The sequence below is a fragment of the Longimicrobium sp. genome, assembly GCF_036280135.1.
GTDB lineage: Bacteria > Gemmatimonadota > Gemmatimonadetes > Longimicrobiales > Longimicrobiaceae > Longimicrobium.
Genome location: NZ_DASURI010000580.1, coordinates 1 through 15,285, shown reverse-complemented (window position 1 = coordinate 15,285; position 15,285 = coordinate 1). Strand labels below are relative to the sequence as shown.

Annotated in this window: 9 protein-coding genes; all 9 read right to left on the bottom strand. The window is 70.1% G+C overall.

What is annotated here, in order from left to right:
* Window positions 1–762, bottom strand: a 762-nt coding sequence (locus tag VFZ20_RS18750; RefSeq protein ID WP_329685458.1) for an ATP-dependent metallopeptidase FtsH/Yme1/Tma family protein, incomplete at its 3' end; no start/stop codon positions are given.
* A gap of 416 nt (window positions 763–1,178) precedes the next feature.
* The gene (locus VFZ20_RS18745) at window positions 1,179–1,985 is read right to left on the bottom strand and encodes a carboxypeptidase-like regulatory domain-containing protein (protein ID WP_329685457.1); all 807 of its coding nucleotides are present in this window, start codon (window positions 1,983–1,985) and stop codon (window positions 1,179–1,181) included.
* Between the two features lie 186 nt (window positions 1,986–2,171).
* Complete coding sequence (locus VFZ20_RS18740) at window positions 2,172–3,029, bottom strand: TonB-dependent receptor (protein WP_329685456.1); 858 nt, start codon at window positions 3,027–3,029, stop codon at window positions 2,172–2,174.
* Window positions 3,030–3,136: 107 nt separating this feature from the next.
* Entirely contained in the window at window positions 3,137–3,562 is a 426-nt protein-coding gene (locus tag VFZ20_RS18735) for a hypothetical protein (protein ID WP_329685455.1), read from the bottom strand.
* 133 nt (window positions 3,563–3,695) lie between these two features.
* Window positions 3,696–5,261 (bottom strand): hypothetical protein, encoded by a 1,566-nt coding sequence (locus tag VFZ20_RS18730; protein WP_329685454.1) that lies wholly within the window; start codon window positions 5,259–5,261, stop codon window positions 3,696–3,698.
* A gap of 60 nt (window positions 5,262–5,321) precedes the next feature.
* Window positions 5,322–8,570 carry a SusC/RagA family TonB-linked outer membrane protein gene (locus VFZ20_RS18725; protein ID WP_329685453.1) on the bottom strand — a complete coding sequence of 1,083 codons (3,249 nt, stop codon included), beginning with the start codon at window positions 8,568–8,570 and terminating at the stop codon, window positions 5,322–5,324.
* Between the two features lie 443 nt (window positions 8,571–9,013).
* Window positions 9,014–10,513: an anthranilate synthase component I gene (gene trpE / locus VFZ20_RS18720; RefSeq protein WP_329685452.1), complete on the bottom strand. Its 1,500-nt coding sequence runs from the start codon at window positions 10,511–10,513 to the stop codon at window positions 9,014–9,016.
* A gap of 721 nt (window positions 10,514–11,234) precedes the next feature.
* Window positions 11,235–13,676: an SMC family ATPase gene (locus tag VFZ20_RS18715; RefSeq protein WP_329685451.1), complete on the bottom strand. Its 2,442-nt coding sequence runs from the start codon at window positions 13,674–13,676 to the stop codon at window positions 11,235–11,237.
* 3 nt (window positions 13,677–13,679) lie between these two features.
* Window positions 13,680–14,837 carry an exonuclease SbcCD subunit D gene (locus VFZ20_RS18710; RefSeq protein WP_329685450.1) on the bottom strand — a complete coding sequence of 386 codons (1,158 nt, stop codon included), beginning with the start codon at window positions 14,835–14,837 and terminating at the stop codon, window positions 13,680–13,682.
* Window positions 14,838–15,285: the final 448 nt, after the last annotated feature.

Here is a 15,285-nt window from a genome sequence, read left to right as displayed (position 1 = left end):
CACGCCCACGAACATCTCCACGAACTCCGCGCCCGAGATGGAAAAGAACGTGACCCCCGCCTCGCCGGCCACGGCGCGGGCCAGCAGCGTCTTGCCCGTTCCCGGAGGGCCCACCAGCAGCACTCCCTTGGGGATCTTGGCGCCCAGCTTGGCGAACTTGTCGGGCGTCTTGAGGAACTCCACGATCTCCTGGAGCTCCACCTTGCTCTCGTCCACGCCCGCCACGTCGCCGAACGTCACGCCCGTGCCCTCCTCGCCCACGATGCGCGCGCGGCTCTTTCCGACGGTGAGCACCCCCTGCGTGGGGTTCATCCGCCGGAACATGAACACCCAGAACCCGATGATGAGCAGCAGGGGGAGCAGGAGCGTGATCAGGAAGCTCCAGTTGCCCTCGTTCATCCCCGAGTAGGGAACGTTGCGCGCCTCGAGCAGCGGGATGAGCTGGTCGTCCTTTACCCCGGGCAGGGGGGCGCGCCAGCGCTTGGGACCGTCGCCCTTGCTGATGGAGGTGTCGGGGATCGCCTCGATGGACGTGGCCCCGATGCGCACCTCCTTGACCTGATTGGCGCTGATGCGGTTCTTGATCTCGCTGTACTGGACGGTCTTGGCCCGTCCCGGCGAGAGGAACGTGTTCAGCAGCACCAGCGCCAGGAACAGCAGCAGCAGGGGCGCGAGTGAAAAGCGCGGGCGAAGTCCGCCGCCGGGCTTGGTCCGCCGGTCGGTTCCCTTGCGCCGCTCGTTTGAAATGTTGGGTTCGGCCATGCCCGCCCGGGGAGCAAACTCCGGACCAAGTCCGGACTGCCATTTCCGCCGCACTGCGAACGCGCCCGATCCGCCCTCCACGCGTCGCCGAATCCATACCGGATCCGGGTCCGACCGCGTTCGTTGAGCGTGCCTCGCCAGGTCTCTCGCGTTCCTCAGACCCGGTGGGTGCGACCGGGAGATCTTCCTCGCGGACGTATGGTGAGCGCGCGGGATGAATGGACGAAAAATCTCACACGGGGCCTGCGGCCAACGGAGGTAACGGTAATTGATCAGAAAACCGTTGACTCCGTTGGCCGCAGGCCCCGTGTGAGAATGCTGTTTCCGATCCGCCAGAGAGCTGGTGAGACCAGGAGCCGAAAACACGAAAGGCCCGGCATCGCGCCGGGCCCTGCTTCACCGCGTTCTCGTCCGGTTCACTGGCCGCGGCGCGTCCACACGACCACGGTACCGCAGCGGGCCTCGTTGGTCATGAACTCCGCCGGAAGGGAGCTCAGCCCGGAGTACACCTCGATCCCCTCGATGGACGACGGCTGCACGTACGCGTCGATGCTCAACGGCTCCATGGGAACCGAGCGGCCCAGCTGGGCACCCGTGTCCCGGTTCACGTGCACGTTGTCCACAAAGAACTGCACCGGACACCCCGCCGAGCCGGAGCGCATGGCCCGCGACATGATGATCTGCCGCCCCGCGTGCGTCTGCGGGCCCAGGCGCACGCCGGGCAGCGTCACCAGCAGGTCCGTCACCATGCTGGCGTTGCGGGCCTCCACGGCGTCGCGGTTCAGGTAGTACCCCGTGCCGCGGTCCATCCGCTCGTAGAACCCCCGCAGCATGGGGTTGCCGCGCGGCTGGGAGCGCGCCACCACCGTGATGGCCTGCAGCAGCACCCCCCCGGCCGAAAGACGGATGTCCACCGTGACGGTGTCGTTGTGCTCCAGCTCCATGTGGCCGCCCTGGGCCGTGTAGTACCCGATGCGCCCCGCGTTCAGCCGAAAGCGCCCCGGCAGCACCTCGTCGAACGAGAACTTGCCCACGCTGTCCGTGCCCGTGATGCGCCGGAACCGGCCCTCGCTGGTGAGCATGGAGACGAACGCGCCCGGCACCGGCTCGCCCGTGCGCGCGTCCAGGATCTGGCCCGACACGTGGCCCTGCGCCGCCGCCGGCAGGGCGCACAGGGTGCCGGCCATCCAGGCGAGGACGATGACGAGGGCGCGTGCGACCATTACGGGGCTCCTGGCGTTCACGTGCATGGGATCCGCGCCGGCGAAGACCATGGGGGACCGGCGGGACGACGGCAGAACAACGAACGGAGGGGATGGATCGGGACGGCCGCCGTCCGGCCGGGGCAACGAGCAAGGGTCCGGCCATCACGCCGGACCCCGGGCTTGCATCAGGGCAGCGCGCCCGCGTCAGTCCTGGTAGCCGCGCTTGGTCCAGACCACCACCGTGCCGCAGCGCGCGTCGGGCGACATGAACTCCGCGGGAACGGAGCCCAGCCCCGGGTACACCTCGATGCCCTCGATGGCCGAGGGGTTCACGAACTCGTCGATGCTGGGCTGGCGGCCCACCTCCAGGGCGCCCTCGGCGAACGCCGTGGTGTCGCGTCCCCGCTGGTTGGCGCCGGCCTCCATCAGGCTGTTGGTGCGGTTCACGTGCACGTTGTCCACGAAGAACTGCACCGGGCATCCCTCCGGGCCCGACTTGATGGACCGGGACATGTACACCTGGCGCCCCGCCGGCGTCCACGCGCCCAGGCGCACCCCGGGCACCGTCGCCAGCAGGTCGGTGACGTACATGGGGTTGCGGGCGGCGATGTCGTCGCGGCTGATGAACTGGCCGATGCCGCGGTCCATCCGCTCGTAGAAAGCGCGCAGCATGGGGCTGCTGCGCTGCGCCGACCGGGCCACCACCGTCACGGGCTGCAGCAGCACCCCGTCCGACGACATGCGGATGTCCACCACCACCGTGTCGTTCTGCGCCAGGTCCACGTAGCTGCCCTGCACCGTGACGTACCCCATGCGGGCGGCGTTCAGCCGGAACCGGCCCGGCGTGATCTCCTCGAAGACGAACACGCCGTTGCCGTCGGTGTCCGTGAGACGGCGAAAGCGTCCCTCGCTGCTCATCATGGAGACGGACGCGCCCTGCACGGCCTCGCCGGTCTGCGCGTCCACGATGCGCCCGGCCACGCGGCCCTGGGCCGCCGCGGCGGGAGCCACCAGCACCACCGATACCACCAACGTCAGCCAAACGAGTGCTCGGCCCATCATGGGGTCCTCCCGGCGTTCGCGTAGGTGAAACTGCGCTGCCCTGATCACCGGAGGAAACGTGGCGGAGCGGGAGTTTCTGACCGGCGGCCCCCGCTCCGCCCGTGCCTCTACTGCCGGAGCGTGCTCACGAGGATGGCGCCGCCCACCGGCCGGTTGAAGCCGGACAGCTGGTTGGACGCATCCTGCGCGTCCAGGTAGCGCATGGACCCCACCGTCTCGATGGCGATCTGGCGCAGCGCCTCGGGGCCGCCCACCCGGGTGTTGTTGTGGTACACCGCCACCTGGCCGTCACTGGCGCGGGCGCCCGTCACGCGCAGCCAGTGCGGGCGAAGCCGCTGCACCGCGTCGTACGCCGTGGCCAGCCCGGGGGTGGCATCGATGTCGGCGCGGGTCAGGCGGTCGCGGTCCGACCGCGCGGGCGCGGCGGAGCCGGAGGCGGAGGGGGCGCTCGTGCCGCCCTGCGCGGCCGGGGCGGCGCATGCACCCAGGGTGATCGAGGCGGTCAGGAGCGCGAGGGCAAGGGGCTTGAGCATCGGAAACCGAAATGGGTTCGGGGGAGAACAAACAAAAGCGGCCTGTCAGCATGCGCTGGCAGGCCGTGCGAGCCGCCAGGCGGCCGCGTGCCGCGCCCGCATTCGCGGGCGCGGCACCGTCAGGTCCTACGCGTCAGCTCACCGGGACGCAGGTGGAGCCGGCCGCGCAGTTGCCGCCCACGCCACCGAAGGTGTAGGGCACCAGGCCAAGGCCGGCGCTCTCACGCGGAGGAATGGGGAACTGGATCGGCGTGCCCTCGGTCAGGTCGCCCCAGCCGCGGCTGTCGAAGTACCAGTCGCCCAGCGTGGTGCCGTAGATCTCGACGCGCTTTTCCCACTTGAGCGCCTCGAACAGGCTGCCGCACTGGCCGTTGCCCAGCTGCGGAACGCAGGTGGCCGGGTCGTTCGGGATGCCCGCGGCCGTGGCCGGGGGAAGCTCGCCGTTGTCCACGCGGGTCTCGTTGATGATCGCCGCGGCGCCGGCCAGGTCACCCGTGCGGAACAGGCCCTCGGCCCGCAGCAGGCGCATCTCCGTCACGGTCAGCTCGTCGAACGGGATGTCCGAGGCCTCCCAGTAGTCCGACCAGCGCCAGTCGGCGTACTCCGACCAGTTGTACGTGCCGCGCTCCGGGTTGCCGCCGGCCGCGCCGTTGAAGTACACGTACTTGCCGAAGGCCTTGGCCGACGAGGTCGAGGCCGTGTCCGACGACGGGAAGCGGGCGTCCACCGAGCCGAAGCGGAACGGCTGGCGCGCGCCGACCGGCGTGTTCCACCAGGTCTGGTAGCGGGTGCCGGTGGTCTCGGCCATGCCGGCGTACCGCAGGTCCCACCAGCCCCAGCCCGGGGAGATGTAGTTGCCCAGGCCGTTGGAGTAGTTCACGTCGTCGATGACCAGCACGAAGTTCGACGTGACGCCGGCCGCGACCTCGGCCATGATGTTGTTCCAGTTCAGCGCCTGGCGCTCGGCGGGAGTACGGGCCTCCCAGGCCATGAAGCGGGCCTTGTACGAGTGCGCCAGGCGGGCCAGGTACGCCGACGTGATCGGCGACTGCGACGGCGCCCACTCGGCCGGGATCGTGAACGTGTTGCCCGACGCCAGCACGATGGCCTGGTCAAGGTACTGCATCGACAGGGCCAGCATCTCGTCGTGCGACAGCAGCTCCGGGCTCTGGTCGGACGAGGTGGTCTCGTCCATCCGGTAGCCGCGGTCGTAGATCAGGGCCACCATGCCCGTGGCCAGGCCCTGCATGAAGCGAGCCCACGCCTCGGCCCGAACGCGGTTGGCGCCCAGGTTGACGGGGTTGGTGGCGCGCTTCATGGGGATCAGGCCCGAACGCGCGCCCGACAGCGTGAGGTACAGGCGATTCCAGGTGTAGTCAAGCACCGGGGAATTGCTGTAGTACACGAAGTTGTCGATCTGGCGGCGCGGCTCCTGGTAGAAGTCGATCATGGCGAAGTTCGCCGCGCTCGACGTGTGCTCGTCCGCCGCCACGCTCATCGCCAGCGCGATGCCGCTCTCGGAGTGCGTCGCGTAGTAGAAGTTGCGGAACGTGCCGCCGATCAGGCCTTCGATCTGCGTCGGCGTCGGGTCGCCCGAGGGCACGGGCGGCGAGTTGGGGTTGGTCGGCACCTCCAGGTCCGCGCACGCTCCCAGGAGCGTGGCGGCCGCGGCGAGGCACACACCGTATCTCTTCAGCATTAGCGTTTCCTTGCGCTTGAGGCGTGGCTCCCCGCCGAGGCGGGGAGCGCAAGCCGAATGTTAGAAGCCGACTTCCACGGACAGCGACACCGTGCGGAAGTTGGGGTAGCCGAAGGCGTCGAAGCGGCTGAGCACCGCCGAACCGCCCGTGCTGCCCGCAAAGCCCACCTCGGGGTCATAGCCCAGGTAGTCCGTCCACGTCTTGAGGTTGCGGCCGATCACGCCCAGCGTGACGTGGTCGAAGCCACCGGCGCGCAGCGCCGCAAGGCGGTCCGCACCGAACGTGTAGCGAAGGGCCACCTCGCGCAGCTTCACGAAGCTGGCATCCTCGACGAACTCGCTGTTCACGGTCGCCGCGTTGTACAGGATGCCGTAGTAGCCCACCGGCTTCATCTCCTCGGGCGCCTTGCCGACCTGGTCGTTCTCACCCGAGCGGTTGCGGAACATGGCCCACTGGCGGGTCTGGTTGTAGACCTCGTAGCCGATGGACGCGTCCAGCAGGCCGTACAGGGACAGGCCGCCCCAGTTCAGGCTGTTGGAGAACGAGAAGTTGTAGTCCGGCTGGGCGCTGCCCAGGGCGAAGTAGTTCGTCAGGCCGCCCGTGAAGGGATCCGTGCCGATGGCCGAGAACGGAATGCCCCAGTTGTAGTTGCTCATGTCGCCGGCACCGCGCGAGCCCCACAGGTCGTCGGCCGTGCCGATCTGGCCGTCCGCGCCCACGCCGCTGCGGTAGGTGTTGCCGGCGCCCACGTACACCAGGTAGCCGTCGTCGTTCACGTCGAACTCGCCGCAACGGTTCTGCATGGCGGCGGGCAGGTCGGTGCACGACTCGGCCCAGCGGCGCCCGAAGAACGTGCCCAGCTCGACGCCGGGGCAGTTGAAGAAGACGTTCTCGACGTTCTGGAGGTTGGGGTTGCCCCACGAGTAGCAGGGAACGTCCAGCTCCGTGATCTCCTGGCGGGTGCGGTCCCAGTTCAGGCGCGCCGACCAGTTGAGGTTGCCGCGCTGGATGAGGTTGGCCTCCAGCGACGCCTCGATCGTGTTGCTCTCCAGCGTACCGGCGTTGGTCCACTGGGCGCTCACGCCGCGGTACGAGGCGAAGGGCACCAGCAGCAGCTGGTCCTCGGCCGTCGACGCCGCGTAGTTCAGCGTGAGGTTGAAGCGGTCCATCAGGCCCAGGTTCAGGCCCACCTCGCGCTCCGTCACGTGCTCGGGCTTGAGGTCGGGGTTGCCCAGGATGTTGGGCGTCACCGTGCCGCCCGCGATGGAGTTGGTCTCGTACTGCGCGGCGAACGACGGGCGGTTGCCGGCCGTGCCCAGCGACGCGTGCACCTTGAAGTCGGTGACCGACGGCACGTTGAACCAGGGCTCCTCGGCCACGCGCCAGGCACCGCTCACGCGGTAGTACGTCTGCCAGCGCTCTTCGTCGCCGAACAGCGAGCTGCCGTCGCGGCGCACCAGGGCGTCAAGGATGTACCGGTCGCGGAACGACAGGTTGGCCAAGCCGAAGAAGCCCTCGGCGCGAACCTCTTCGCCGTACGACGTCACGGCCTTCTGGGTCGTGGTGGCCGACAGGGTCTCCACGCCCTCGGCGGCGAACGCCGCGCCCGACGCCTGGAACTGGCTGTAGTCCTGCTCCTCGTACAGGTAGCGCACCTGGGTGCGCGTCTCCAGGTCGCCGAACGACCGGTCGAGCGTGGCGGTCAAGCTGCCGTTGAGCGCGTCGGCGATGGAGTTGAACTCCGTCAGGTTGCCGCGGTTAAGCGCCGCGTTGGGCAGCTTGGTGCGGTAGCCGTAGGGGAACAGGTCCGTCTGCGACGAGTTCGTGCGGTCGTAGCTCACCTGGCCGTCCAGGCGCAGCCACGTCATGGGCGAGTACACCATCTGGAAGCTGCCCAGGAACCGCTCGTCGTTCTGCGACGTCTCGCGGTTCTCGACCTCGTACAGCGGGTTGGGGTACTCGTTGCGGTTCTGCGGGTCGCCCGTCACGATGAGCGAGCCGGTGCTGTCGCGCGCCGTGAGGTCGACGACCGGGACCATGAAGGTCAGGTTGAAGAACGGCGAGCCCGACCCCGAGGCGTTCACCACGTCAGCCGTGGAGTTGACGTAGTTGCCGGAGGCCGACAGCTGCACCTTGTCGCCGATCCCGTGGTCCAGGTTCAGGCGGAAGGTGTTGCGGTTGTAGCCCTCGTGACCCACGAGCACGCCCGCGTTGTCCAGCATGGTGGCCGACGCGAAGAAGTTCGTACGGCCCGAGGAGCCCTCGACGCCCGCGTAGCCCTGGCGGAAGCCGCCCGGATCGAAGAAGCGGTCCACCTGGTCGTAGGTGGTGCCGGGCCACGGGTTCACCTGGAACGTGGTGAACGGGCCGGAGCCGGCCAGCGCCTGCGTGGTGGGCGCGCTGTTCCAGTCGTACTCGGTCCCGTTGGAGCGAACGAAGCGGGTCTTGGCCGCGTTCATGCGCCAGGGGTGGTACTGGGCGATGTCGATCTGGTGCTCGATGCTGCTCTCGCCGCCCTCGGCGCGCACCGTGTAGCGGGTGCGGTTCTGGCCGGAGAGGTCGCGGCCGCGGCGGGTGCGGATCTGCACGACGCCCGAGGCGGCGCGCGAGCCGTACAGCGACGCGGCGGCGGCACCCTTCACGACTTCGATGCTCTCGATGTCCTGGGGGTCGATGTCCTCCAGGCCGCCGCTGCCCAGGATCACGCCGTCAACGATGTAGAGCGGGTCCTGCGTACGGCCCGTGGCGTTGATGCTCGTGGGGCCGCGGAGCAGCACCGACGGGCTGCTGCCCGGCTGACCGCTGCCCTGCACCACGCGGGCGCCGGCCACCTTGCCCTGGATGGCGCCGGCCGCCGTCGTGGCGGGGACCACCAGGTCCTCCTGCGACACCGAGGCAACCTCGAACGGAACGCGGGCGCGCGACGTGGGCGCGGCCACACCCGTCACCACCACGTCCTCCAGGAGGAGCACCGAGGTGGCCATCTGGAAGTTCTGCGTGAGCGTCGCGCCCGGCGACAGCGTGACGGTGCGCGAGACGGGCGAAAGGCCCGTGCGGGTCGCGGTCACGGTGACGCTCTGACCAGCGCGGATGCGCTCGCCCGGGATCACCAGGCGGTAGTTGCCGTCCGCGCCCGTGCTGGCGCCGACGTTGAGCGACTCAATGCGCACGAGCACAGCCGCTTCGGGCTGGCCCTGGGCATTGGTCACGCGTCCGGTGATCGTGGCGGGGCCCTGCGCCGCCAGCGTAGCCGGAGCGAGTGCCGCCGCCGCGACCAAGGCCGCGATCAACCGACGGAAATTTCTCATTCCTCGTCCTCCTGTGGGCCGGCGATGCCCGGATGGCACCGCCGAGGGTTCGGGTCCGACCTGAGCGCGCCGCGTGACGCCGATTGCGTTCATCGCGATGCGCCGGACGCTTTTACGGCCGCCCGGGGCGGTCCGCTCTTTCGTCCGATCGGGTGACTGCCCTGCCGCTGTGCAGGGCCCGCGTCGTGAACACCTCCTGGGCTGGGGTTAAAGACGAACACGCGAACTGCCGACCTTCCAAGGAAATGCGCGCCTGGACGGCGCGGGAAACTCCGCTCTGGGATCGTCGTACGGACGTCGGGACGTGGGCCGCGAACGGCCGGGGTGAATCCTGCGTGGTGTGGATCGTTCGTATATAGAACGGGCGTTCGATCGTGTCAAGGTGTCCGGGCCGTGACCGATTCGTTTCCGCCATGACACTTCTCCGCGACGGGGCGCCCCCGTCAGCCGCCCACCATTCGGACGGCGCGCAGCAGGGCGCGGGCCTTGTTCAGCGTTTCGTCGTACTCGGCGGCGGGGACGGAGTCCGCCACGATGCCGGCGCCGGCCTGCACGTGGGCCTGTCCATCCTTTGCCACCACCGTGCGGATGGCGATGGCCGTGTCCATCGTCCGCCCGCCGTATCCAAAGTAGCCCACGGCGCCAGCGTACGGCCCCCGGCGGCGGGGCTCCAGCTCGTCGATGATCTCCATGGCCCGCACCTTGGGGGCGCCGGAGACGGTGCCGGCGGGGAACGAGGCCCGGAACACGTCCATGGCGCTCATCCCGTCACGCAGCTCGCCTTCGACCGTGCTCACCAGGTGCAGCACGTGGGAGTACTTCTCGATGACCATGCGCTGCGGCACCCGCACGGTGCCCCAGCGGGCCACCCGGCCCACGTCGTTGCGCCCCAGATCCAGGAGCATCAGGTGCTCGGAGACCTCCTTGGGGTCCGCCAGCAGGTCCGCCCCCAGCCGCTCGTCCTCGTCGGCGTCGCGCCCGCGGCGCCGCGTTCCGGCGATGGGGCGCACCGTGACCCGCCCTTCCTGCACCCGCACCATCACCTCGGGCGACGAGCCGATGAGCCGGATGCCGTCCAGCTCCAGGTAGAACAGGTACGGCGACGGGTTCAGCGTGCGCAGGGCCCGGTACAGGTCGAACGGGCGCGCGGCCAGCGGCACCGTGAGCCGCTGCGAGAGGACCACCTGGAAGGCGTCGCCGGCGCGGATGTACTCCTGCACCCGCCGCACGCCGTCCTCGTACTCCTCGCACGTCATGGAGCTTTCGAACGGTCCGTCCGCGGCGCCCCCGGCATCGTCCAGGTCCAGCGGATCCGGGCCGTTTTCCTCGCCCAGGCGCCCGATGAGCCGGTCCAGCTCCCCCACAGCGGAATGATAACGTTCGTGCAACGTGTTTTCGGACACCCCTCCCGTCTGGACCGCCACGACGGCCCGCGCGCGGTTGAAGAGGTTGTCGATCACGAGCACCGTCCCCGTGAGCATGAACACGGCGTCGGGGAGCCCGCGGTCGTCCTCGGGCGCATCCGGAAGGCGCTCGATGAGGCGTACCGCGTCGTATCCGAAGTAGCCCACGGCGCCGCCCCAGAAGCGGGGCAGCCAGGGGAGCTCGGCCGGGCGCTGCGCCTGCAGCATGCGGTCGAACGCGCCCAGCGGGTCGTCGCTCTCGCCCTGGTCCTGCCAGCCGGTGGCCGGGGTCCACGTCTCCACCCGCCGGCCGAACAGGCGCCACGCGGCGCGGGGCTCGCTGCCCAGCATGGTGTAGCGCGCCCACGTCTCGCCGCCCACCACCGACTCGAGGAGGAACCCGAACGGCGGCCGCGCCAGCTTGTGGTAGGCGGAGACGGCCGTGTCGGTGTCGAACGGGAACTCGCGGGTGACGGGCACCAGCGTGGCGCCGCCGCGGGCAAGCTCCAGGAACTCGTCGAGCGTGGGGCTGGGAGACATCCGTGACCGGTTTGTGTCGAGAGCGGGACGAGCAATTTCACCCGCCCTGGCCGGATTGTCAACAGATCGGCGGAGTCGGTGTGTGGCAGGGGGTTACGGCCGGGCGGAGGAACGCCTGAAGTGGGGACGCGACGCCGGAAAGTGCGGAAAAATTAGCAGGGAAAACGAAAGCCCATCCGCCAGGATGGATGGAGCGCCGGAGGGCGGAACGGGTGGCGTCGGAGACGGTTCGCCGTGCGTCTGCCGCCGCTGCCACGGATGGCCCCCGTCGCTGCGCGACGGGGAGCCCTCTCCCCCGCCGCCTGCGCCGCTCGTTCCTCGCGGCTCGGTGGCGACCCCTCCCCCAACTTCGGGGGAGGGGTTGGCGGGAGGGCGGGTTCACCGCGCGATTCCGGGTTCCTGCCTGGGCGGGTTCTCCCCCCTCGCTCGCGAAGCGAGGCAGGGTCGGGAGGCCTCGGCGGGCGAGAGACACCGTCCCTTGCCAGCACGCCCCCGGCGGTCGGACGCCGTTGCGTGAGGGATGCGCGCCCGGAGGGCCGAGACCCCGGAGCAGGACGGCACAGCAGTATCGTGCCGGCATGCGCAGGGGGCTCGGCGCCGTTGGCAACAGTTGTATCGTTGCCTACGGCGCGCGCAGCCCGGCCCGGAGCGCAGCGGAGGGACACGCCCAGAAACCGCAGTGCGAAAGTGCGAAAGTGCGGGAGTGCGAAAGTGACGAGGGTCAGTCGGCGGCCATGGGGGCCTCGGGGTAGTCCTCGCCCATCACGCTTTCCTCGGACACGCGCGAGCAGCCGGCGCGCTCGTCGTACTCCACGCGCAGCACCTGGTCCAGGCTTTCGCGGATGCCTTCGATGTGCGTGATGAGGATGACCTGCTCGAAGCGGTCCTCCAGGTGGTGCAGCAGCTGCACGACGTTGTCGCGCCGCGACACGTCCAGCGAGCCGAACACCTCGTCCAGGATGAGCAGCGACAGCGGGTGGCCGGCGCGCTCGGCGATCATCTGCGAAAGGGACAGGCGCAGCACGAGGTTGGCGATGTCTTCCTCGCCGCCGGAGATGACGGGCTTTTCCTCGCCCTCGTCCAGCACCATGAGGTTGTACGACTCGTCGATCTCCATGGACGTGTAGCGCCCGTCCGTGAGCTGGGCCAGGAACGCGGACGCGATCTCGGAAAGCTCCGGCCGCACTTGGTCGTTGAGTTCCTGGCGCAGGTGGGTGTACGCCTCGTCCAGCTCCTCGTGGTAGTGCAGGTCCGCCTCGTGCTCCCGCACGGCCTGCGCCCGCTCGTCGTACTGCGCCAGGGCGTGCTCCGCCCCCTGCAGCACCTGCTCGGCCGTGTTGACGTCGCCCTTTGCCTCGGCGGCGCCCAGCTCGGCCGTGCGGCGGGCCTCGGCCCGGCGGGCGTGCTCGTCGCGCACGGCGGCGAACGCGTCCTCGCTGAACTCCAGCGCGTCGCGCTCCCCCTGCGCCCGGTCCGCGGCCTTGACGGCGGCGGCCTCGCGCTCGTTGGCCGGCACGAGCTGCGTGCGCAGCCGCGGACCGCGGTTGGCCGTCTCGTCCAGCCGCGCGGCGCGCTTTTCCACCTCGCGCAGCTCGCGGAGCCGCTCCTCGGCCGCGCGGTGGGCCTTTGCGTCGTAGCCGCCGGGGATGGCCCCCAGCTCGTCGCGCACCTCCACCCGCCGCCCTTCGCGCGCGTCCATGTCGGCCGTGAGCTGCTGCAGCTCGTGCAGGGCGCTCTGGCAGCGGGTGAGCTTGCGGGCGCGGTCGTCCACGGCCTCGCCCAGCTGGCGCAGCAGGGTCTCCAGCTCCCCCACGTCGTCGGGCTTGGGCTCCAGCTGCTCGTGGCGCTTTGCCCACCACTTGCCGTCCTGCACGAGGACGGTCCACTGGTCCTGCAGCTCGTCCAGCAGGCGCGCGTAGTCGTTGCCCACCGGGCGGCCGCAGGTGGGGCAGATGCCCTCGGGCCCCAGCCGCTCGATCTCGGCGATCTGCCCCTTGAGCTCCGCCGCGCGGTCTCGGTAGGTGGAGAGCTTGGTGAAGGCGTCCTGCTTGTCCGCCAGCCACGCGGACTTCTTCTCGTCCAGCGTCGTGGCCACGGTCTCGCGCTTTTCGCGCAGCTGCTCCAGCTCGCCCGTGTAGCGCTTTTCCAGCTCCGGCGCCGATTCCAGCTTTTCGCGCCGCTCCGCCGCGCGCTCCAGCTCCGCCTGGAGGTCCGCCAGCTGGCGGGTGAGCGCCTTGCGCCGCTCTTCCTGGCGCGCCAGCTCGCTGAACCGCTCGCACGCGGCGTTGGCCTCCGGCAGCTCCTCCAGCCGCGCGCGCAGGGGCGCCAGCTCCTTCTCGGCCGCGGCCACGGCCTGCAGCTCGGCCTCCAGCCGCTCCAGCTCGCGCCGGGCGGACTGGCGGTCGCGCTCGGCCGTGTCGATGGCGTGGGTGAGCTCGCGGTGGCGCTCGCGCGCGGCCTGCACGGCCTGCCAGCGCGGCGCCACCTCCTGCTCGGCGGCCACGGCCTCGCTGACGGCCCGCTGCGCGGTGATGAGCGCATCGCGCAGGCCGCGCACGCGCGCCTGCGCCGCGTCCAGCGCGGCCACGAGCTCGTCGCGGTCGCCCAGGGACGCGCGCAGGCCCTTGATCTCGCTGCGCAGGTCGTTGCGCCGGGCGCGGACGAGCTCCTGGGCGCGGCGCAGGCGCTCGTAGCCCAGCACCTGGCTCAGGAAGCGGCCGCGGTCCGCGGGGCCCATGGCCGCCAGGAACTGCAGCTCCTTTTGCCCGGTGAAGTAGGTGTTGAAGAACTCCTCGCGCGACATCCCCACGCGCGACTGCAGGTACGACGTGACGCCGCCCACGCCCGACGCCACGGGCTGCGCGCCCCCGTCCAGGTAGACCTCGGCGCCGTACAGCGAGCGCTGCACGCGGTACTCGTGGCCGCCCAGGGCGAACGCCAGCTCCACCTCCACGCGTGAGCGGGCGCCGGCGCGCGAGAAGCGGATGGTGTCGTTGGTGCCCCGCGCGGCCGAGGCGCCGTAGATGCCCCAGGCCAGCGCCTCGAGAATGGTGGACTTGCCGGCGCCGTTGGGGCCGATGATACCCGTGAGCCCCGGACGGAAGGTGATCTCCGTGTCCGCGTGCTGGCGAAAGTTGCGCATCCGCAGGGAAAGCAGGCGCATGGCTCAGCCCTCCTCGGCCGTGCGGTCCACGTACGTCACCCCCATCTCGGCCAGCTGGTCGCGGTCCAGCTTGGGATCGCGCAGCTTCCAGTCCTTGCGGATGAACGCGGCCACCTGCTCCTGCAGCGTCTGCCGGCGCACGGGCGCGTTGGTGCCTGTCCGCCGGCGGATCTCGGGCGGGCGCGCGTCCAGGTGAAAGTGGACGGCCTCGGCCTTCCACTCGCGGATGCGCTTGTGGTTGAGCTCGCGGACGACGGCGCGTGGGACGTCGTGGATGACCAGGCGCACGATCTTGCCCCGCAGCCCGTCGGGGATGCGCTCCACGGAGGCGCGGATGGTCTCGTCCAGCTCCTCGGCACCCAGGCCGTTGGCCTCGATGCGCGGCAGGTCCACCATGGGACGCGTCTGCACGGCTTCGAACTCCGCGCGGCCGCTGCGCGTGCTGTAGACGAGGAAGCCCTTGTCCTCGCGCTCGAACCAGATGTTGGCCGACGTGCGCTCCAGCCCACCCGCGTACCACATGTTGGGCGCCAGGTCCTCGGCCAGGTGGTAGTGGCCCAGGGCCACGTAGTCCCAGTGCGCGGGGTCGATCTTTCCCTCGGGGATCACGGCGCCGCCGTACTCGCTGATGTACCGCAGCTTCTTGTCGGCCGTCTCGCCCTCGATGGTGCCGTGCAGCATCAGCACGTTGTGCTTCGATGCGGAGTCCGGCTCCATCGCCACCTCTTCCCCGGTGGAGAGGGAGACGTGCGGCAGGCACAGGATGGACGTGTCGATCTCGGGCAGGCGGATGGTGCGGCACTCGTCGCACACCACGCGCACGCCGTCGATCTCGCGGAACAGGTTGAGGATGTTGCCCGTGTCGGCGCTGCGCGGCGAGTCGTGGTTGCCGGCGATCATCACGACGGGCGTGTCGGGCAGCCGGTCGGCCAGGAGGCTGAACTGGCGAAAGGCGTCGGCGATGGCCGTGTTGCTGGGGCGCACGGTGTGGAACACGTCGCCGGCCACCAGCACCAGGTCCGGCCGCAGCTCCACGATGCGGTTGACGGCCTGGCGAAACGCGTCGGCCACGTCGGCCTCGCGCACGTTGCCCCCGCGCGCGTTGACGCGGTGGTAGGCGCGGTAGCCCAGGTGCAGGTCGGCGAGGTGTGCGATCTTCAAGGCAGCGCTGTCGAGCGAAAGTTCCTGCTTGGATTGGCGATGCTGCTTACACCGGACGCCGGATTTGGCTCACGGCCGGGCGGCGGAGCGAACGGGACGCGGATCGGGATCGTGCCATGAAGCGAGCATCCGGCCTCCCGCCGGGCGCCCCCCATCCCCGGCCCTTCCCCCATGAACAGAATGGGGGAAGGGAGAACTTCATCTCGGGATGGACGGCTCTCGCCGGGCAGCAAACGGCCCCTCCCCGCTCGTTTCCTCGCGGAGAGGGGGAGAACTTCACGAAGCACAGACTCTGCCGATGTGCGCGGGGCTCGTTGAAGTATATACCCTCTCCCGCGCAGTTTGCGGGAGAGGGTGCGAGCGACAGCGAGCGGGTGAGGGCCCCCGCGGAGCCATGCGCCGCTCTCCGGCCTTCCCCCTACGGGAGCCAACGTCCGCACTCACGCAC